The 18,558-nt window shown below is 46.4% G+C and carries 18 protein-coding genes; 9 read left to right on the top strand and 9 right to left on the bottom strand.

The window, feature by feature from the left end; translation table 11 throughout:
* Positions 1 to 64: 64 nt before the first annotated feature.
* Complete coding sequence (cpxA, locus tag B7360_RS19340) at positions 65 to 1,459, bottom strand: envelope stress sensor histidine kinase CpxA (protein WP_085344385.1); 1,395 nt, start codon at positions 1,457 to 1,459, stop codon at positions 65 to 67.
* On the bottom strand, positions 1,459 to 2,148 hold the full coding sequence (locus B7360_RS19335) for a response regulator (protein WP_005397534.1): 690 nt from the start codon (positions 2,146 to 2,148) through the stop codon (positions 1,459 to 1,461). The genes cpxA and B7360_RS19335 overlap by 1 nt, the downstream gene beginning before the upstream one ends.
* Before the next feature lie 190 nt (positions 2,149 to 2,338).
* On the opposite strand from B7360_RS19335, the gene B7360_RS19330 reads away from it, so the two are divergent.
* From B7360_RS19330 to pfkA, 3 genes are all read left to right on the top strand, one after another.
* Positions 2,339 to 2,851: a CpxP family protein gene (locus tag B7360_RS19330; RefSeq protein WP_005397532.1), complete on the top strand. Its 513-nt coding sequence runs from the start codon at positions 2,339 to 2,341 to the stop codon at positions 2,849 to 2,851.
* A gap of 111 nt (positions 2,852 to 2,962) precedes the next feature.
* Positions 2,963 to 3,871 (top strand): CDF family cation-efflux transporter FieF, encoded by a 909-nt coding sequence (fieF, locus tag B7360_RS19325; protein ID WP_005397530.1) that lies wholly within the window; start codon positions 2,963 to 2,965, stop codon positions 3,869 to 3,871.
* Between the two features lie 284 nt (positions 3,872 to 4,155).
* On the top strand, positions 4,156 to 5,118 hold the full coding sequence (gene pfkA / locus B7360_RS19320) for a 6-phosphofructokinase (protein ID WP_048626679.1): 963 nt from the start codon (positions 4,156 to 4,158) through the stop codon (positions 5,116 to 5,118).
* A 94-nt stretch (positions 5,119 to 5,212) separates the two neighbouring features.
* On the opposite strand, the gene B7360_RS19315 is transcribed toward pfkA, so the two are convergent.
* Positions 5,213 to 6,595 (bottom strand): MATE family efflux transporter, encoded by a 1,383-nt coding sequence (locus B7360_RS19315; protein WP_085344384.1) that lies wholly within the window; start codon positions 6,593 to 6,595, stop codon positions 5,213 to 5,215.
* Positions 6,596 to 6,835: 240 nt separating this feature from the next.
* On the opposite strand from B7360_RS19315, the gene B7360_RS19310 reads away from it, so the two are divergent.
* From B7360_RS19310 to B7360_RS19300, 3 genes are all read left to right on the top strand, one after another.
* Positions 6,836 to 7,126, top strand: a complete 291-nt coding sequence (locus B7360_RS19310) for a co-chaperone GroES (protein WP_005381516.1) — start codon at positions 6,836 to 6,838, stop codon at positions 7,124 to 7,126.
* 77 nt (positions 7,127 to 7,203) lie between these two features.
* Positions 7,204 to 8,850 carry a chaperonin GroEL gene (gene groL / locus B7360_RS19305; protein WP_005381509.1) on the top strand — a complete coding sequence of 549 codons (1,647 nt, stop codon included), beginning with the start codon at positions 7,204 to 7,206 and terminating at the stop codon, positions 8,848 to 8,850.
* Between the two features lie 316 nt (positions 8,851 to 9,166).
* Entirely contained in the window at positions 9,167 to 9,730 is a 564-nt protein-coding gene (locus tag B7360_RS19300) for a VC2662 family protein (protein WP_005395435.1), read from the top strand.
* A 99-nt stretch (positions 9,731 to 9,829) separates the two neighbouring features.
* On the opposite strand, the gene B7360_RS19295 is transcribed toward B7360_RS19300, so the two are convergent.
* Together B7360_RS19295 and epmB are read right to left on the bottom strand one after the other, a co-directional pair.
* Positions 9,830 to 10,327: an MgtC/SapB family protein gene (locus tag B7360_RS19295; RefSeq protein WP_005395427.1), complete on the bottom strand. Its 498-nt coding sequence runs from the start codon at positions 10,325 to 10,327 to the stop codon at positions 9,830 to 9,832.
* Between the two features lie 95 nt (positions 10,328 to 10,422).
* Complete coding sequence (epmB, locus tag B7360_RS19290; RefSeq protein ID WP_085344383.1) at positions 10,423 to 11,445, bottom strand: EF-P beta-lysylation protein EpmB; 1,023 nt, start codon at positions 11,443 to 11,445, stop codon at positions 10,423 to 10,425.
* Positions 11,446 to 11,477: 32 nt separating this feature from the next.
* Between epmB and efp the strand changes: the two genes are divergently transcribed.
* On the top strand, positions 11,478 to 12,044 hold the full coding sequence (gene efp / locus B7360_RS19285; RefSeq protein ID WP_005395425.1) for an elongation factor P: 567 nt from the start codon (positions 11,478 to 11,480) through the stop codon (positions 12,042 to 12,044).
* A gap of 265 nt (positions 12,045 to 12,309) precedes the next feature.
* Positions 12,310 to 13,713, top strand: a complete 1,404-nt coding sequence (locus B7360_RS19280) for an SPFH domain-containing protein (RefSeq protein ID WP_005395423.1) — start codon at positions 12,310 to 12,312, stop codon at positions 13,711 to 13,713.
* A 101-nt stretch (positions 13,714 to 13,814) separates the two neighbouring features.
* On the opposite strand, the gene frdD is transcribed toward B7360_RS19280, so the two are convergent.
* Genes frdD through frdA form a run of 4 tightly spaced genes read right to left on the bottom strand, consistent with a single transcriptional unit; the run spans position 13,815 to position 17,146 of the window.
* Complete coding sequence (gene frdD / locus B7360_RS19275; protein WP_005395421.1) at positions 13,815 to 14,192, bottom strand: fumarate reductase subunit FrdD; 378 nt, start codon at positions 14,190 to 14,192, stop codon at positions 13,815 to 13,817.
* 10 nt (positions 14,193 to 14,202) lie between these two features.
* Positions 14,203 to 14,586: a fumarate reductase subunit FrdC gene (frdC, locus tag B7360_RS19270; protein WP_005395419.1), complete on the bottom strand. Its 384-nt coding sequence runs from the start codon at positions 14,584 to 14,586 to the stop codon at positions 14,203 to 14,205.
* 2 nt (positions 14,587 to 14,588) lie between these two features.
* The gene (locus B7360_RS19265; protein ID WP_005381489.1) at positions 14,589 to 15,347 is read right to left on the bottom strand and encodes a succinate dehydrogenase/fumarate reductase iron-sulfur subunit; all 759 of its coding nucleotides are present in this window, start codon (positions 15,345 to 15,347) and stop codon (positions 14,589 to 14,591) included.
* Complete coding sequence (gene frdA / locus B7360_RS19260; protein ID WP_047010259.1) at positions 15,347 to 17,146, bottom strand: fumarate reductase (quinol) flavoprotein subunit; 1,800 nt, start codon at positions 17,144 to 17,146, stop codon at positions 15,347 to 15,349. Before frdA ends, B7360_RS19265 begins: the two co-directional genes overlap by 1 nt.
* A gap of 435 nt (positions 17,147 to 17,581) precedes the next feature.
* Here frdA and epmA point away from each other — a divergent pair, with 435 nt between their 5' ends.
* Positions 17,582 to 18,553, top strand: coding sequence for an elongation factor P--(R)-beta-lysine ligase (gene epmA / locus B7360_RS19255; RefSeq protein WP_085344382.1), 972 nt, complete (start codon positions 17,582 to 17,584; stop codon positions 18,551 to 18,553).
* Positions 18,554 to 18,558 lie beyond the last annotated feature (5 nt).

The following is an 18,558-nucleotide window of genomic DNA, read 5'->3' as shown; positions in this document are numbered from 1 at the left end:
TGAAGCCGTGAATCTCTCACTCTAGAAATAGGGTGTGGCTTACTGTTAGCCCATCGGCTTGAAGTTAACGATTGATAGGTAAGGTGATACTCACGCGCAATCCGCCTAACGGACTTCGACTTGCTGCGATCGTGCCACTGTGCTGGCGGATGGCACTTTCGGTAATGGTTAGGCCGAGACCCGTGCCGCCGGAGTGGCGATCGCGGGCAGTCGAAACGCGATAAAACGGGCGAAAAATCGCGGCTAATTCTTCTTCTGGAACGCCCTCGCCATTGTCATCAACCGTGATATGCAGCGTATCATCATCGGCCTTGATGTCGATTTGCACCTCATCTTTCCCGTAATAAATGGCGTTACGAACGATGTTTTCCACCGCACTCATCAGCAATTTAGGATTGCCGGAGATACTTCGTTTTGGCAGTTCAGAATAGTGTAGGTGCTTGCCCATTTGCTCAGCTTCAAACTGCGCATCTTTTATAATCTCTTCCCACAAACTTTCTAGTGGCTGCGTTTCGCGAGTCATATGGCTGTTCGCCTGCATGCGAGACAGTTCAAGCAATTCGCTGATCATCTGTTCCAAGCGCTGTGCTTCGGTATCGATACGAGTCAGTTCTGGGCTTTCACCCTGCTTACGCGTCGCTAATGCGCTCGCCATACGTAGGCGAGTTAAAGGTGAGCGTAACTCGTGAGAGATGTCGGATAGCAGGCGTTGCTGTCCTGAAATCATCTGATTGACCGCCTCGACCATCTGGTTGAAGCTGCTGCCAGCCTGACGAAACTCTGCTGTGCCTTTTTCTAAATTTGGGTCTGTGACAAATTCGCCTTTCGCGACACGTTGAGCGGCGGCTTCAAGACGACGCGCTGGCTGACTCAATGCCCAAGCAAGCCATAACAGCAGTGGTGTACTAACCAGCATGACCGCGAGCAATAGCTGGAATGGGTGATCAAACAGACGCAAGAGTAGTGGTGGTGGCTCATTCCACTTGAAGCCCACATACATCAAGATATCGGAGCCAGCCAAAGTAATTGGGATTGGACCTGCAATCATGTATCGACCATACAGTTTCTGCTTTGGCTGGTTGTAATCTTCGATACTGGTGACAAAGTTTTGCATGGCACGCAATTGGAAGTTACTGCGTTTTTCTGTCGTAAGAACATTACCGCTGTAGTCAGAAAAAAATACGCGCGGACGAGGGTCATGCTTACCGTGACGGTTACCCTCGATACGAAATAGTATTCGACCTAAATCAGTTTGCTGACTGTATTTTTGTTGGATTGCGTCACGCGTTTCTACCATACGTTTATAGTGCTCTTCTGGAATGTCGCGAGCTTTGCGAGGGTCCAAATGTGGCAGTGATAGCACAGCTATCAACACCAATAACATAGTGAACCAAAAAATGGCAAAGATGCGCCCATACAAGCTATTGATGTTTGGCAGTTTGATGCGTGATAGGCGCATTAATCCTCCTCAAGCAGCATATAGCCACGACCACGCAGGGTTTTGATTCGCGGCTTGCCATTGCTCTGATCTGGTAATTTTTTACGTAAGTTCGAAACATGCATATCGATCGCGCGATCAAAAGCGGCGAGTCGTTTACCAAGCACATCTAGGCTCAATGTTTCTTTAGTTAGCACTTGTCCTGGGTTTTGCACAAAGTGGGTCAACAGAGCAAACTCGGTTGCTGTGAGATCGAGCAACTGTTGATCGCAGTATGCTTCTTGTTTACCTGGGTAAAGACGGAGCTCTTGATACTCAATGCAATCGCTGTTTTTGGTGTTTTTCTGTGTGCTGCTGGTACGGCGTAAGATCGCACGGATACGTGCTAACAGTTCACGGTCACTAAAAGGTTTCGGTAAATAATCATCCGCGCCTAGCTCTAAACCGATCACGCGGTCAATTTCTTCCCCTTTAGCGGTCAGCATCAAGACAGGAGTTTCCCAGTTTTCACGCAAGCGTTTAAGGGTTTCCATGCCATTTAGCTTCGGCATCATGACATCCAACAAAATCAAATCAATCTTATCATTGACCGCAGCTAAGCCTGCTTCGCCATCATTTGCTTCGCTGACGTCAAATCCTTCGAAACTGAGTACTTCTTTTAATAAGCTGGTTAGCTCGATATCGTCATCAATTAAAAGAATGTTTGCCATGGGGGCACCTATAGTAAGTTACCGATAGCTTAATATTACATTGGAATGATGTGCTGCGAAGAGGGTAAAAATCACTCTTTACGATTCTTTACGCTCCCTATACGTCGCTTTACCTAGTGGGTCGTATTCTATACTCAAGCGCTGTGAGAACAGCTCAGAAGAATCACTCACCTGTGTAAGGAATCAAATTATGAAATCTGCAAAAAAACTTGTGTTAGCTGCTGTTGTTCTACCTCTTACTCTCGGCGCAGCAAGCGCATTCGCTTACGGTGGTAAAAACCATCATCAAGGCCCGCGTGATGAATGTGGCATGGGAATGGACCGTGGCATTATGCGTGATTTGAATTTGACGGATGCTCAAAAAGATCAGCTTAAGTCTTTCCGTGAAGCAAACCGCGCACAGATGAAAGGCAAATATTCTGAAAATCGCGAAGCCCGTATGGCTGAGCGACAAGCACACCACGCAAAAATGCAGTCACTCTTACTAGCGGATAGTTTTGATGAAGCGCAAGCGACCGCATTAGCAAAAGAAATGGTTGAACGCCAAACTGAGCACCGTGTGCAAATGCTAGAAAGAAAGCACCAAATGCTGAGCGTATTAACGCCAGAACAAAAAGCAGAGTTTGTGAAGTTGCAAAATGAACGCATGCAAGAGTGTGGCGACAGAATGCATAAGCGCATGGAAAAATACCGCAATAATTAAGTCATGAATTGATGTTATATAAAGAGGCAGCCATTGGTTGCCTCTTTTTGATCTGGTTATTTCATGGGCATTCAATATACTCAACGTATGGTTTGAGTTAACTCTTTGATTATGAAACAGCAATATGCACGTTTAGTGACGACCGCAGCTTGGACTGCAACTATTGTGGCGACTCTTCTCTTGATTGTAAAAGTCATCACATGGTGGGTAACCGGCTCAGTTAGCCTATTGGCATCACTGATCGACTCAATGTTGGATATCGCCGCGTCGGTGGTAAATCTCGTTGTTGTCCGTTATGCCTTACAACCAGCAGACCGCGAACATACGTTTGGGCATGGTAAAGCTGAGTCTTTAGCGGCCTTGGCTCAGGCTATGTTTATTTCGGGGTCGGCGGTATTTTTGATCCTGAACGGGATTGACCGATTTTTCCGTCCACACGCACTACATGCGCCGGAGCTCGGTGTTTATGTATCGCTGTTTGCGATAGTGGTCACACTTGGCTTGGTGATGTTCCAAAAACATGTGGTACGCGTGACAGGGAGCCAAGCAATCGCGGCAGATTCTCTGCATTATCAGACTGATTTGTATATGAACGCTGCGATCATGGTGGCTCTGGGACTCAGCTACTTTGGCGTGACGCAAGCGGATGCGGTGTTTGCGATTGGCATTGGTGTCTTCATTCTTTACAGCGCCTTCAAAATGGTCAGCGAAGCGATTCAGACGTTATTAGACCGAAAGCTGCCGGATTCCGAATTAGAGCAAATCCGCAATGAATGTTTGAATGTGAAAGGGGTTCTTGGGGTTCATCAACTGCGCACCCGTATGTCAGGACCGACACGCTTTATTCAGTTGCACTTGGAGCTAGACGATAACTTACGTTTAATCGAAGCGCACTATATTGCCGATAAAGTTGAGGAAAACCTTTTAGCTTTGTTTCCTGATGCGGATGTTTTGATCCATCAAGATCCATTGTCTGTCGTTTTTGGGCCAGAGAAAGAGCAAAAAGCGCAAGATTGGTAGGGCTCGAAAAATCCATAAGTGCCTGACGACAAACAGGCACTTATTGACTATCTTTCCATCAATACTTATTAAGATTCGTGATCCTGATGTGAATCAACAAAGTTTCATAGAGAAACTGTAATACTCTTACATAAGTAGAAAAGTTACATAAAAAAGTGCGTTTTCATTGGTAATCCTGTAGAGGAAATGTAACATAACGCACAGTTCTGGATTATGCAGGTTGCTTGGTAACAAGGGGCCTAAAAGAAAATTAAATAATTGATTGCCAAAGATCGAGGGTGAGCATGATTAAGAAGATCGGTGTTTTAACAAGTGGCGGTGACGCACCTGGTATGAACGCGGCGATACGCGGCGTAGTACGTACAGCACTATCCGAGGGATTGGAAGTATTCGGTGTGTACGACGGCTACCTAGGCCTGTACGAAGGCCGCATCGAGAAGCTAGATCGTTCTAGCGTTTCAGATGTGATCAACAAAGGTGGTACGTTCCTAGGTTCTGCACGTTTCCCTGAATTTAAAGAAGTGGAAGTGCGTGAAAAAGCGATTGAGAACCTGAAAAAGCATGGTATCGATGCACTAGTCGTGATCGGTGGTGACGGTTCGTACATGGGTGCGAAGAAACTGACTGAAATGGGTTACCCATGTATCGGTCTACCAGGCACAATCGACAACGATATCGCTGGTACTGACTACACAGTGGGCTACCTAAGTGCACTAAACACAGTTATCGATGCGATCGACCGTCTACGTGATACTTCTTCATCTCACCAACGTATTTCAATTGTAGAAATCATGGGTCGTCACTGTGGTGACCTAACTCTGATGTCTGCAATCGCGGGTGGTTGTGAGTACATCATCACTCCAGAAACTGGCCTAGACAAAGACAAGCTGATCAGCAACATCCAAGACGGCATTGCAAAAGGTAAGAAACACGCAATCATCGCGTTGACTGAGCTAATGATGGATGCCAATGAACTGGCTCGTGACATCGAAGCGGCGACAGGTCGTGAAACTCGTGCAACAGTACTTGGTCACATCCAACGTGGTGGTCGTCCAACGGCATTTGACCGCGTTCTAGCATCTCGCATGGGTAACTACGCTGTTCACCTACTGCTTGAAGGTCATGGCGGTCGCTGTGTAGGTATCGTGAAAGAGCAACTTGTTCACCACGACATCATCGACGCGATCGAAAACATGAAGCGTCCAGTACGCAACGATCTATACAAAGTTGCTGAAGAACTGTTCTAAGCAAGTTTGAAATAGATAAAGAAAAACCGCGGCTTTCCGCGGTTTTTTTGTATTTGAGTATCAGCAAAAGGAAGCTGACGCATCGGACAAAATCTTACGAAGCGCTGCTCTGTTCAATGAGCGTCAATTTACGTTCGCGCAGTGCAAACATATAGCCCAGTAGGCCACCTAACGTATTCCCCACAGCGATACCTATAAACAAGCCTTCAATACTGTAAATCTGGCTTCCGATCCATGCTGATGGCAGGGTAAACACGAACAGACGCATAAAGCTCCATTGAAATGCTCGTAATGGTTTGTGCATCGCATTCAAACCACTGATTAACATCATCACAATGCCTTGAAAACCATAACTAAACGGCACCACAAGCAGGTAATGCCACAGCAGATTTTTTACTGCTTCTTCCTGCGAGAATAACGCCGCTAGAGGAATACTCAATGGCACCATCATCAAGAAGATAAACCCTTGGAACACCACCGCAAAACGCATGCTGATAAATAAGCCGGAAAAGGCGCGTTGAGGGTTTTTCGCCCCTAAGTTTTGTGCCATGAATGGCGTGAGTGCTGAGGTCAGAGACATCAAGACTAGGATCAAAATAGACTCAATACGCTGCGCCGCACCGTAAGCCGCAACTGCTGCCGTACCGTGGTTGGATAACAGCATCATCAGAATGGCACCGGACAATGGATTCATCGCGTTCGACAGTGCAGCAGGGGTACCAATTTTTAGTGTCTGTTGCCAGTCTTGTTTCAGCAAAGCCCATTGGGGTTGAGCAAGCAATTTTTCCCTTTTAACTAGCACATAGAATGAGCCACATAGTGCACCTAACCAGCTAAAAGCACTGGCTATTGCCGCCCCTTGGATGCCAAGCTCGGGGAATGGGCCAAGTCCGAAGATCAGTAGCGGATCGAGCATGCCGTTAATCAAGCCCGCCAACATCATGATTTTGGCGGGTGTTTTTGTATCCCCAGATGCTCGTATCGCGCTATTGCCCGCCATTGGGATCACCAACAATGGAATGGTGAGATACCACACCTGCATGTACTCTTCGATGAGTGGAATTAGGTCGTCGGCTGCGCCAAGAAAGCGGAACAGTGGTGCAATGGTGGCAAAGCCAATCGAAGAGGCGATAGCCACGAGTAACACCGCTAATAACAAACCGTGAGTGGTAAACCGAGCGGCTTGTGGGGCGTGACCTTGTCCAAGTAAGCGACCAATATTGGTCGATAGGCCCATCCCTATCCCCATCGTGATGCAGTTAACCGCAAAGGTTACAGGGAAAGTATAGCTGATCGCCGCTAGCGCTTGAGTACCAAGCAACGAGATAAAAAACGTGTCCACCAAGTTAAACATCAAAATCGCGATCATGCCCATGGTCATGGGGACGGTCATTTTCCGCAGCGTTTCAGGAATGGGTGCGGTCAACAAACCATGCTTATCGGTCGCTTGGGGTTCCAGCTTGTTATTTTCCTGCATGTATGACAACTATGTGGTGAGCAAACTGCAAGGATACAAGAAAGCGAGATGCTGGGCGAGTGAGCATTTCGAACGCAAACCGTTGCTTAGTTGTTCGTTATTTTAACTAAGTCACAAAAATTTTGTGCCACCCCCTTGGGATCGCTGCTTCGACCCCTTATATAGGGATCACGTGTCTGGGGCTACAGTCCCTAAGGACAATTATCAAATAAACATGGAAATTTTCAGGAGAGACGACCGATGAACATTCGTCCATTACATGACCGAGTTATCGTTGAACGTAAAGAAGTTGAATCTAAGTCTGCTGGTGGCATCGTTCTGACTGGTTCTGCTGCAGAAAAATCAACTCGCGGTGTTGTTCTAGCTGTGGGTAAAGGCCGCATCCTAGAAAACGGCACAGTACTGCCGCTGGACGTTAAAGTTGGTGATACTGTTATCTTCGCTGAAGGTTACGGTACAAAAACTGAAAAAATCGACGGTAAAGAAGTGCTTGTCATGTCTGAAAACGACATCATGGCGATCGTTGAATAATAGCAATCATTGAGTAATTTTTTGCTCAGATTCAATTACGAAATTACACACAAAGAATTTTAGAAAGGAAATCAAAGATGGCTGCTAAAGACGTTAAATTTGGTAATGACGCACGAGTTAAAATGCTAGAGGGTGTAAACGTTCTGGCTGACGCAGTAAAAGTAACACTGGGTCCAAAAGGACGTAATGTCGTTCTAGACAAATCTTTTGGTGCACCGACTATCACGAAAGATGGTGTATCAGTAGCTCGTGAAATTGAACTGGAAGATAAATTCCAGAACATGGGCGCACAAATGGTTAAAGAAGTTGCGTCTAAAGCAAACGACGCGGCAGGTGACGGTACAACAACAGCAACAGTACTAGCACAATCTATCGTAAACGAAGGTCTAAAAGCAGTCGCAGCGGGTATGAACCCAATGGACCTTAAGCGTGGTATCGACAAAGCAGTAGCAGCAGCAGTAGAGCAACTAAAAGAGCTTTCTGTTGAATGTAACGACACGAAAGCGATCGCACAGGTTGGTACTATCTCTGCAAACTCAGACGCAAGCGTAGGTAACATCATTGCTGAAGCAATGGAGCGTGTGGGCCGTGATGGCGTTATCACTGTTGAAGAAGGTCAGGCGCTACAAGATGAGCTAGACGTAGTTGAAGGTATGCAGTTCGACCGCGGTTACCTATCTCCTTACTTCATCAACAACCAAGAGTCAGGCAGTGTTGATCTAGAAAACCCATTCATCTTGCTAGTTGATAAGAAGATCTCAAACATTCGTGAACTTCTTCCAACGCTAGAAGCTGTAGCGAAAGCGTCTCGTCCACTGCTTATCATCGCAGAAGATGTAGAAGGCGAAGCGCTAGCAACATTGGTTGTCAACAACATGCGTGGCATCGTGAAAGTTGCAGCGGTGAAAGCACCTGGCTTCGGTGACCGTCGTAAAGCAATGCTACAAGACATCGCTATCCTAACAGGCGGCACTGTGATTTCTGAAGAAATCGGTCTAGAGCTTGAAAAAGTAGCACTAGAAGATCTAGGTCAAGCGAAGCGTGTTTCTATCACGAAAGAAAACACGACTATCATCGATGGTATCGGTGAAGAAGAGATGATCTCTGGTCGCGTAGCTCAAATTCGTCAACAAATCGAAGACGCAACTTCAGACTACGACAAAGAGAAACTACAAGAGCGCGTAGCGAAACTGGCTGGCGGTGTTGCAGTAATCAAAGTTGGTGCAGCAACTGAAGTTGAAATGAAAGAGAAGAAAGACCGTGTGGAAGATGCGCTAGCCGCGACTCGTGCAGCGGTTGAAGAAGGTGTTGTTGCTGGTGGTGGTGTTGCACTTATCCGCGCGGCATCTAAGATTGCTCACCTAACGGGTGACAACGAAGAGCAAAACGTTGGTATCCGCGTTGCACTACGTGCAATGGAAGCGCCAATCCGTCAAATCACGAAGAACGCAGGTGAGGAAGACTCAGTGGTTGCGAACAACGTGAAAGCGGGTGAAGGCTCTTACGGTTACAACGCGGCAACAGGCGAATACGGCGACATGCTAGAAATGGGTATCCTAGACCCAACGAAAGTAACTCGTTCTGCGCTACAGTTCGCAGCATCGGTTGCGGGTCTGATGATCACGACTGAAGCAATGGTTACTGACCTACCGCAAAAAGACGCACCAGCGATGCCTGACATGGGCGGCATGGGTGGCATGGGCGGTATGGGTGGCATGATGTAAGCCAGCTTATCTCTTTGCTCTAAGGGAATCCTTATAGCGGAAAGATAACCGACCAAACCTTTAAAAGTCGAGGCATTTGCCTCGACTTTTTTATGCGCGTTATCCGAGAAATATAGCATTCTGATGTGGCTTCGATTGTGAGAGGCGAGTTCAAGAAATGTCAGTGGAAAAACATGAAAATAGAAGCGATAAAATTTTTTCTTTTGAGTCAGATGGTTAAATCTGACCTACCGCTAACACTTTTTGAACGTGGATAGCGCAAAATCTGAACATTACACTATGTTGTAAATTGTTGCTTCCCATCATGGAGATGAAAATGAAAAAGCTTATGACGTCATTGGCGGTTGCAGCCGCTATCGCATCACCAGTTGCTCTTGCTGACAGTACACCTGTGATGTTCTCTACTATCGACAACACAAACGCACCTTCTAACTCGTCAGTTGGTGGTGTTCGTTTAGCCGTGTTGCATGGACAGGTGAATGAGGTTAAAGGTGTCGACTTTTCACTGCTTGGTATGTCAGAAACGGATCGTACGACAGGTGTGAACTTCGGTTTGTTTTTTGGTGCAGCAAAGGTAAACCAAGAAATGAAAGGTGCGTCTTTAGGCTTAGTTAACTGGAACCAAGGTCAGACGACGGGTGTTAACTTGGGTGCTGTCAACATTACGAACAATGTAAAAGGCTTGAACTGGAGCGCGGTGAACTATTCTGAAGGCTACACCATGGCGGATGTGGGCTTAGCGAGTATCTCTAAAAAGTCTAACTTTCAGTTTGGCTTCTTCAACATGACCGATCAAATTGATGGCGTACAAATTGGTCTTTTGAACTGTGCGGATAACGGTTTCTTCAAGTGTTTCCCACTCATCAACTTCGCTAAATAATCCCTGAGCAAGTCAGAATCTTTAGATACCGAAAGCCCTCGATATTCGTCGAGGGCTTTTTAATTACTGATGGGGTGAAGCGAGTTATCGGCGCGTTAACTATTTAATTAAGCGGGATGAGGTTTTGCGTTGTTGAATTCTTTGGTGAACCCCTCGGCGCAATGCTTTGATGTGGTTTTCTGCTTTATCCACGCCCAGTAACACCGTTAAAGCCAGTAGGGTAATGACCACCGACTGCGTTAAATAACCCAAACCGATCATCAACCCTAATCCTGCCAGTACCCAAATAACCGCTGCGGATGTTACGCCGTGGATTTTTCCATCGAGTGTCATCATCACCCCTGCACCTAAGAAGCCGACGCCAGTAATAATCTGACCAAGCACGCGTGCTTGATCGAGTGTATTTGGCGATAACGATACTGCCATCGACATAAACAGGTAAGTGCCTGAAATAATAAGAATTGCCGTGCGAATGCCAACAGGTTTACCACGAGTTTGGCGTTCGATACCGATCATTAGCCCATTAATGGCACAGCATAGTAGGGCAGGCCAGCTGAATGGGCCAAGATCGAAAATTTGTTCGAGTGCTGTATGCATCTTGACCTCCAAAAGAGCGGAGTATGCATAGACTTACCGTGCAAAGCGAACAAAAAGGAACGGTCGTGACGACAAATTTAATTGAGCGTCAGGACCTATTCTAAATGCAAATCCAATGGCGTTTTACTTGGCCTGCCACCAATTTCTCGTGTCAGTTTTGGTACCAGGTAACCCGATACACGCGTGATGAGTCCGCGCATAATGGCTTTTGCTTCTTCGTCCGAAATAAAGTAGTGCGCCGCGCCTTGCACCTTATCAAGAACGTGGAGGTAATAAGGCAAGATACCCGCGTCAAATAAGGCTTCACTTAACGCCACTTGAGCTTCTACCGAATCATTCACGCCTTTCAGCAGAACGCCTTGGTTTAGAAGCGTAACGCCTGCTCTTTTGAGTCTGAACATCTGTTCAGCAAATTCGTCATTGATTTCGTTGGCATGGTTGATGTGAGTCACGAGGATGATTTGTAACCTTGATGCTTGCAGCAGTTGGCATAGTTCATCAGTGACGCGAGCTGGAATCACCACAGGTAAACGGCTATGAATACGAAGACGTTTGATGTGAGGTATATGAGCAATGTGCTCTAAAAGCCAATGAATTTCATCGTCTTTTGCCATTAATGGGTCACCACCTGAGAAGATGACTTCGTTCAACTCTGGTTGCTGGGCCATGTACTCTAAGCACTTTGTCCATGCCTGCTTGCCGCTTTTATTTTCTTGATAAGGGAAGTGACGACGAAAACAGTAACGGCAATTTACCGCGCAGCCACCTTTGACGATCATTAAGGCGCGGTTGCGATACTTGTGTAGCAGACCAGGGACTTCATTATCCTGCTCTTCTAACGGATCGTTGGAATAGCCCGGATGTACTTCAAATTCGTCACTTAATGGTAAAACCTGACGTAAAAGAGGGTCTTTAGGGTTGCCTTTCTCCATCCTATCGACAAAACTTTGCGGTACACGCTGTGCAAACAGCTTGCGCGCGGCAAACCCGTCTTGCCACGGTGAAGGATCTATTTCCAGTATTTCGAGCAATTTTGCAGGATCAGAGATCCCATTCGCCAACTGTTTGAGCCAGTTTTGCTCAACAGATTCGACTTTTCGGGTTATTATGTGCGGCATTGAATTTAGCTCTAAGAATGTAAGAGGAAAAAATGGCTACAGTTAGCACCAATGAATTTAAAGGCGGTCTTAAGTTAATGCTTGATAACGAGCCTTGTGTAATTCTGGAAAACGAATACGTTAAACCAGGTAAAGGCCAAGCGTTCAACCGCGTTAAAATTCGTAAACTTCTTTCTGGTAAAGTGCTAGAGAAAACATTCAAGTCTGGTGACACTTGTGAAGTGGCAGACGTAATGGATATCGACCTAGATTATCTATATTCAGACGGCGAATTCTACCACTTTATGAACAGTGAAACGTTTGAACAGATCGCAGCAGACGCAAAAGCGGTAGGTGACAACGCTAAGTGGTTGGTAGAAAACAACACTTGTATGATCACACTTTGGAACGGTAACCCAATTACTGTTACTCCACCAAACTTCGTTGAGCTAGAAGTGGTAGACACAGATCCAGGCCTGAAAGGTGATACTCAAGGTACTGGCGGTAAACCAGCTACGCTATCAACTGGCGCTGTTGTTCGTGTTCCTCTGTTCATCTCAATTGGTGAAGTGATTCGCGTTGATACTCGTACGGCTGAATACGTAGGCCGTGTCAAGTAAGCACTTTAGATTGATTGTTTGAAAGGTCGCTTCGGCGGCCTTTTTTATTGCCTGTAATTCTCTCTTGAATGTCCCTGCATAGAAAATCGATATCCTCCGCAAATTTTCGATGATTTTGTATTATTCGTAAAAATCTTATTTATTTCATGAATCTGTCGATTATTCCTTAATGTAACATTTTGATACATTAGTTCTTGTTGTTGAGTTGCATAGCAATCTGATTTTTATCGATTTAACTCAGTAACAATCCAAAAAGGAGAACAAAATGGAAAGCAGAGGCTTAGGAAGGGGTTTAAAGGTGGAAGAAAGACGTCAGTTACTACACAAAGGATTGAAAGCTGCGGTGTTTGGCGTACCGCTGTTGGCAATAGGCTTAACGATTAATAGCTCTGTGCTGATGACCGATGCAGGTTACAGCTACGTGCATCAGAACAATATCACTGGTGAGTTGGATGTGTTTACTGAACCTGGCATTCATTTTCGCATGCCATTTCTGTCCAAAATCACCAAGTATGACCAAGTGATCACTGTGTCATTCGGTAACAGCAAGGGCGAAGATTTTTATCAACGTCTTGATGCGATTCAGGTTCGGTTTGCCGACACCTACATTGGTCAGATCCCCGTAACATTCCGCTTTAAGCTCAGTAATGACCCTGAAGCGGTTAAGAAGATGCACAAAGAGTTCCGTAACAACAGTAACTTGATTGATGCGCTGCTTGTAAAGAACGCACGTAACGTGACGGTGATTACTGCTACCCAATACACGGGTGAAGAGTTTTTCCAAGGTGGTTTGAACCAGTTCAAATCGAAACTTGGCGATCAGTTGCGAGAGGGGATTTATCTAACAGAGCGACGTCAGGTTGAAGTGGAAGAGTTGGATCTTGCGCCTGTTGGGGCGAATCAGGCCAATGCGAACCAACTACAGCGCACCAATCAACTGGTTTGGAAAACGGTGCCAGTTGTAGATAAAACCGGGCAACCAATTCGTCAAGACAACCCGTTACAACAATACGGCATTCAAGTGACGCAGGTGACCATTGGTGATCCACAGCCAGAAAAGCAATTGGATCAGCTATTGGCGGATAAAAAGCGTTTAGTGGCGGATCGTATTCGCGCGATTCAGGAGCAAGAAACGTCAAAAGCACAAGCAGAGACCGAGCAGTTACGCAAAGAGATTCAGCGAACACGTGAAGTGCAAGACGCTCAGCGTGGTAAAGAACTCGCTATTATTGCTCAGCAAAAAGAAGTGGAAGTTGCACGTCAGATTGCAGAGCGTGAAATCGTTGAAGTGGAAAAAACCAAACGACTTGCTGAAGTCGAGAAGGAGAAAGAGCTAGCTATCGCAGAGGCTAACTTAGCCATTCAAAAGGCGAACGCACTTTCTGCTGAGTTTGAAGCGAAAGCGATATTAGCGAAAGGTCGTGCAGAATCTGAGGTCCTAAAAGCGAAGTACTCGGCGTTAGGGGCAAACCGTGAAGTTTATTTGGCAGAGTTGAATCGAGACGTAGCGAACTCGTTGTACAACAACTTGCAAAACTTCCAAGTTCAGATGCCACAAAACTACATTGGTGGTAGCGAAGAAACGGGCTTGAAAACAAACCTAGATGTGATTACTGGCTTTGGCGCCCTGGGTCTTATGGACCAAACGAAGAAAGTCATACAGCAATAAGATCATGGGTGGTCAAAAGCTTAAAAAGCAAAAAGATCATGGGTAACCCAAAGCAATAAAAAAGCTGGCATAGAGCCAGCTTTTTCTTTTTAGTCAGTATCTTAAATCATGAAGATAAAGATAACGGCTAGTGCAGTAATGAGGCCTGCAAATGCATAGCATGCAATTTTACCTATCACACCAGTGTGGAATTTAAGGTCGTGCATGCCGTGGTGTACACGGTGCATCGCATGCCACATTGGTAGAGCTAGGGTGCCAATGATGAATAGCGCACCGATGATACTGGTTGCGAATTCGGAGACACGCTCGTAGCTCATCGCTTCTGCATCAATCACGCCTAGTGGGACCAAGATACCTAGCACCAATACCGTGATTGGCGTGATCATCGCGAACCAAGTACCGCCAGCACCAAATAGACCCCACCAGATTGGCTCATCAGAACGTTTTGGTGATGTGTTTACACTATAATTCGGTTTCATGCTCAGCTCCTTACACCACGATGAGAACGATCAGTGAGATGAACGCAACCGCGGCCCACTGAGTCAATACAATGATTTTCTTGTCCACCAGTTTGCCTTTCAAACGAATTGGCATTACTTGCGGCATCATGCTGAAGAAAGTTTGAGCGTGGAATAGGCTACCTAGCAGCGCAACGATGTTGATTGCGACTACGATTGGGTTTGCCATAAAATCCAACCAACCTTGCCATGCTTCAGGGCCTTTCACCAAGCAACCTAAACCGAAAGTTAGGAACAGAGTGAATAGGATCAAAGGCAGCACAGTCGCTTCACGTAGCATGTAGAAGCGGTAGAAAGGATGGTTCTTCCACCAAGTGCGTTTTACTTCACGAACGTAAGGTTTACGATTGCTCATCCTTATGCCTCCACTTTCTTTGGTGAACCATCAGGTTTCAACATAGCAATCACGAAGTCCATAGAAGACTCCACTTTGCCTTGGTTTACTGCCGCTGCTGGGTCAACGTTCTTCGGACAAACTTCAGAACAGTAACCAACAAACGTACAACCCCAAGCACCGTTTTCACCGTTGATAAGCTTCATGCGCTCATCTTTACCGTTGTCACGACTGTCTAGGTTGTAGCGGTGCGCTAGCGTTAGTGCCGCAGGGCCGATGAACTCAGGGTTTAGACCAAACTGAGGACACGCCGCGTAGCAAAGACCGCAGTTGATACAACCAGCGAACTGCTTGTATTTCGCCATTTGCTCTGGCGTTTGCAAGTTCGTACCGTCTTCTGGTTTACGGTCGTTACCAATGATGTACGGTTTGATTGCTTCAAGACGTTCGATGAACGGTGTCATATCAACAATCAAGTCTTTCTCGATTGGGAAGTTCGCTAGAGGTTCGATAGTCACACCGTCTGGGTAATCACGTAGGAAGCTCTTACAAGCAAGCTTCGGTACGTTGTTCACCATGATGCCGCAAGAACCACAGATCGCCATACGGCAAGACCAACGGTAAGATAGATCTTTGTCTAGGTGATCTTTAATGTAGCCCAGTGCGTCAAGCACAGACATGGTTTCATCGAATGGCACTTCGAATGTTTGCTTGTATGGTTCTGCATCTTTTTCTGGGTCATAACGCAGAATGTCTACTTTTTGAATGCGATTTGCTGACATTATGCTTGCTCCTCTGCGTTCTTCTCTTCAGCTGCGGCTTTTTCTGCTGCTTCACCGTATAGACGAGCTTTTGGTTGTGACTTAGTGATAGTCACATTGCTGTAATCGATACTTGGCGCTGAATCTGGTTTGTAGAAAGCAAGTGAGTGTTTTAGGAAGTTCACGTCATCACGTTCTGTACAACCGTCGTCCAGACGTTGGTGCGCGCCGCGAGACTCTTTACGTAGAATCGCAGAGTGAACCATCGCTTCTGCGACTTCTAGGCCGTAACCCACTTCAATTGCGTACAGAAGATCAGTGTTAAACACTTTGCCTTTGTCTTTAATGCTGATGCGTTTGTAGCGTTCTTTTAGTTCGGTGATCTTGTTAATGGTTTCTTGCATCAAATCTTCTTGACGGTAGATACCACAACCCGCTTCCATGGTATGACCCATTTCAGTACGGATGTTTGCCCAGTTCTCATCACCTTCTTGGTTCATCAGTTTGGCGATGCGCTCTTCAACTGCTTTCACTTGAGCATCGATTGCAGACTCGTTCCAACCTTTGAATTCTTCAGCGCGTTTCACTGCGTTTTCACCCGCTACGCGACCAAATACCACAAACTCAGCCAATGAGTTAGAACCTAGACGGTTTGCACCGTGAAGACCAACAGACGCACATTCACCAACTGCGAATAGACCTTTAATGCGAGTTTCACAGCCGCCGTTTGTCTCGATACCACCCATGGTGTAGTGTACCGTTGGACGAATTGGAATTGGCTCTTTTGCAGGGTCTACGTTCACGTAAGCTTTTGCTAGCTCACAGATGAACGGTAGACGCTCTTGTAGGTACTCTTCACCAAGATGGCGAAGGTCTAGGTGCACCACGTCACCCAGTGGGTGTTTGATGGTGTTGCCTTTCTGTTGTTCGTGCCAGAAAGCTTGAGAAACTTTGTCACGAGGACCCAGTTCCATGTATTTGTTCTTCGGTTGGCCAACTGGAGTTTCAGGGCCCATGCCGTAATCTTGTAAGTAACGGTAGCCGTTCTTGTTAACGATGATACCGCCTTCACCACGACAACCTTCCGTCATCAGGATACCTGTGCCAGGAAGACCGGTTGGGTGGTATTGAACGAATTCCATATCACGTAGAGGAACGCCGTGACGGTAAGCCATTGCCATGCCATCGCCCGTTACGATACCGCCGTTGGTGTTACAGTGGTAAACACGGCCCGCGCCACCTGTTGCTAGAACAACAGATTTTGCTTTGATAGTAACAAGCTCGCCTTCAGACATGTGAATAGCAATCAGACCTTGAACTTCGCCTTCATCAACAAGCAGATCCACCACAAAGTACTCATCAAAGCGTTTGATGTTGCTGTACTTCATGGATGTCTGGAATAGCGTATGAAGCATGTGGAAGCCAGTTTTATCTGCAGCGAACCAAGTACGTTCAACCTTCATACCACCAAAGCGGCGTACGTTGACTTCACCGTTCTCTTTACGACTCCATGGGCAACCCCATTGCTCCATTTGGATCATTTCGCGAGTCGCGTTCTCTACAAAGTATTCAACAACGTCCTGTTCACATAGCCAGTCACCACCGCCAACAGTGTCGTTGAAGTGGTTGTCTAAGCTATCTTCATCCTTGATAACTGCTGCTGAGCCACCCTCTGCAGCGACCGTGTGGGAGCGCATTGGATAAACTTTAGAAATCAGAGCGACTTCTAAGTCTGGGTTTGCTTCAGCCGCTGCAATAGCAGTACGAAGACCAGCGCCGCCTGCGCCGATGACTGCGATATCTGTGGTGATAATTTGCACAGTTATCCTCCAGTGTGTGATTGCGGAAATCCGCTTGTTATTGTCATTACGAGGCACTCTTTAAAAAGAACTCCCCAAAAGTAGTAGGGTTAGTGTAGATGAGCCACATGGCAGAAAAATTGATGTAATTGGGTTTTTGCTTCGGTAATGCACTTAAGGGCATAGAATTTATAGGTTATGTGACTGCTATCACGGCATCGAGGTTTTGGCCCTCAAGCATTAACATTAGGGATGTTAAACCTGTGTTGCGTGACATTAACCGCATGGATAATAGGATTTTAACTGAGTGTTTTTTGTGCTGCGGCACGAGTAATACTTGCCTCAAATAGGCGAGCACGTTAGTAAAAAGAAGAAGGGATATTCCTCTCTTCTTGAAGAGTAAAAAGCATGTAGAATGAGACTTTCCTCGCTGAATTAAAGTTTGAGAGACTTGTTATGCAAACCAACTGGCAACCTACTGCTTCCATTGACCAACTTCGTCAACGTGCGACGTTAATCGCGTCGATTCGCCAATTCTTCGCTGATCGACAGGTGATGGAAGTCGACACGCCAGCCATGAGTCACGCAACCGTGACCGACATTCATTTGCATACTTTCCAAACCGAGTTTGTTGGCCCGGGTTACGCCGATGGTAGCAAGCTGTTCTTTATGACCAGCCCTGAATTCCACATGAAGCGCCTGCTGGCGGCTGGCAGCGGTTGTATTTATCAAATCAACAAAGCATTTCGTAACGAAGAAAATGGTCGTTACCACAATCCAGAATTCACGATGTTGGAGTGGTATCGCGTTGGCTTTGACCATCACAAGCTGATGGATGAAATGGATGACCTATTGCAGTTGGTATTGAAGTGTGGCGCAGCGCAGCGCATGACGTATCAACAAGCCTTCATTGATGTGTTGGGTGTGTGTCCACTAGAAGGCTCGATGACGGAGCTGAAAACGGCGGCAAGCAAGCTGGGTTTGAGTGACATTGCAGAGCCTGAAGAAGATCGCGATACGTTACTGCAATTGCTATTTAGCGTGGGAGTCGAACACAAAATTGGTCAGGATGTGCCTGCTTTTGTGTACGACTTCCCGGCATCACAGGCGGCGCTTGCGAAAATCAATCCTCAAGACCATCGTGTTGCGGATCGCTTTGAGGTGTATTTTAAGGGAATTGAGCTGGCAAATGGGTTCCATGAGCTCGATAACCCGAAAGAGCAACTGGCGCGTTTTGAGCAAGATAACACGAAGCGTCTCGACATGGGTTTAAAACCGCAGCCAATCGACTATCATTTGATCTCCGCATTGGAGGCAGGGTTGCCAGATTGTGCGGGTGTTGCGTTAGGCATCGATCGTTTGATCATGCTAGCGCTCGGCTGTGACCACATTGATCAAGTGACGGCTTTTCCATTCCCAATCGCATAAGGATA

Origin of the sequence: Vibrio sp. ArtGut-C1 (assembly GCF_002105475.1) — a bacterium.
GTDB classification, from domain to species: domain Bacteria; phylum Pseudomonadota; class Gammaproteobacteria; order Enterobacterales; family Vibrionaceae; genus Vibrio; species Vibrio diabolicus.
The sequence above is the reverse complement of the archived record's forward strand: the minus strand, read 5'-3'. Positions and strand labels throughout refer to the sequence as shown.

Bases quoted from the DNA above. Each gene is read 5' to 3' on its own strand.
- cpxA (WP_085344385.1), bottom strand. From the start codon at position 1,459: ATGCGCCTATCACGCATCAAACTGCCAAACATCAATAGCTTGTATGGG.
- B7360_RS19335 (WP_005397534.1), bottom strand. From the start codon at position 2,148: ATGGCAAACATTCTTTTAATTGATGACGATATCGAGCTAACCAGCTTA.
- B7360_RS19330 (WP_005397532.1), top strand. From the start codon at position 2,339: ATGAAATCTGCAAAAAAACTTGTGTTAGCTGCTGTTGTTCTACCTCTT.
- fieF (WP_005397530.1), top strand. From the start codon at position 2,963: ATGAAACAGCAATATGCACGTTTAGTGACGACCGCAGCTTGGACTGCA.
- pfkA (WP_048626679.1), top strand. From the start codon at position 4,156: ATGATTAAGAAGATCGGTGTTTTAACAAGTGGCGGTGACGCACCTGGT.
- B7360_RS19315 (WP_085344384.1), bottom strand. From the start codon at position 6,595: ATGCAGGAAAATAACAAGCTGGAACCCCAAGCGACCGATAAGCATGGT.
- B7360_RS19310 (WP_005381516.1), top strand. From the start codon at position 6,836: ATGAACATTCGTCCATTACATGACCGAGTTATCGTTGAACGTAAAGAA.
- groL (WP_005381509.1), top strand. From the start codon at position 7,204: ATGGCTGCTAAAGACGTTAAATTTGGTAATGACGCACGAGTTAAAATG.
- B7360_RS19300 (WP_005395435.1), top strand. From the start codon at position 9,167: ATGAAAAAGCTTATGACGTCATTGGCGGTTGCAGCCGCTATCGCATCA.
- B7360_RS19295 (WP_005395427.1), bottom strand. From the start codon at position 10,327: ATGCATACAGCACTCGAACAAATTTTCGATCTTGGCCCATTCAGCTGG.
- epmB (WP_085344383.1), bottom strand. From the start codon at position 11,445: ATGCCGCACATAATAACCCGAAAAGTCGAATCTGTTGAGCAAAACTGG.
- efp (WP_005395425.1), top strand. From the start codon at position 11,478: ATGGCTACAGTTAGCACCAATGAATTTAAAGGCGGTCTTAAGTTAATG.
- B7360_RS19280 (WP_005395423.1), top strand. From the start codon at position 12,310: ATGGAAAGCAGAGGCTTAGGAAGGGGTTTAAAGGTGGAAGAAAGACGT.
- frdD (WP_005395421.1), bottom strand. From the start codon at position 14,192: ATGAAACCGAATTATAGTGTAAACACATCACCAAAACGTTCTGATGAG.
- frdC (WP_005395419.1), bottom strand. From the start codon at position 14,586: ATGAGCAATCGTAAACCTTACGTTCGTGAAGTAAAACGCACTTGGTGG.
- B7360_RS19265 (WP_005381489.1), bottom strand. From the start codon at position 15,347: ATGTCAGCAAATCGCATTCAAAAAGTAGACATTCTGCGTTATGACCCA.
- epmA (WP_085344382.1), top strand. From the start codon at position 17,582: ATGCAAACCAACTGGCAACCTACTGCTTCCATTGACCAACTTCGTCAA.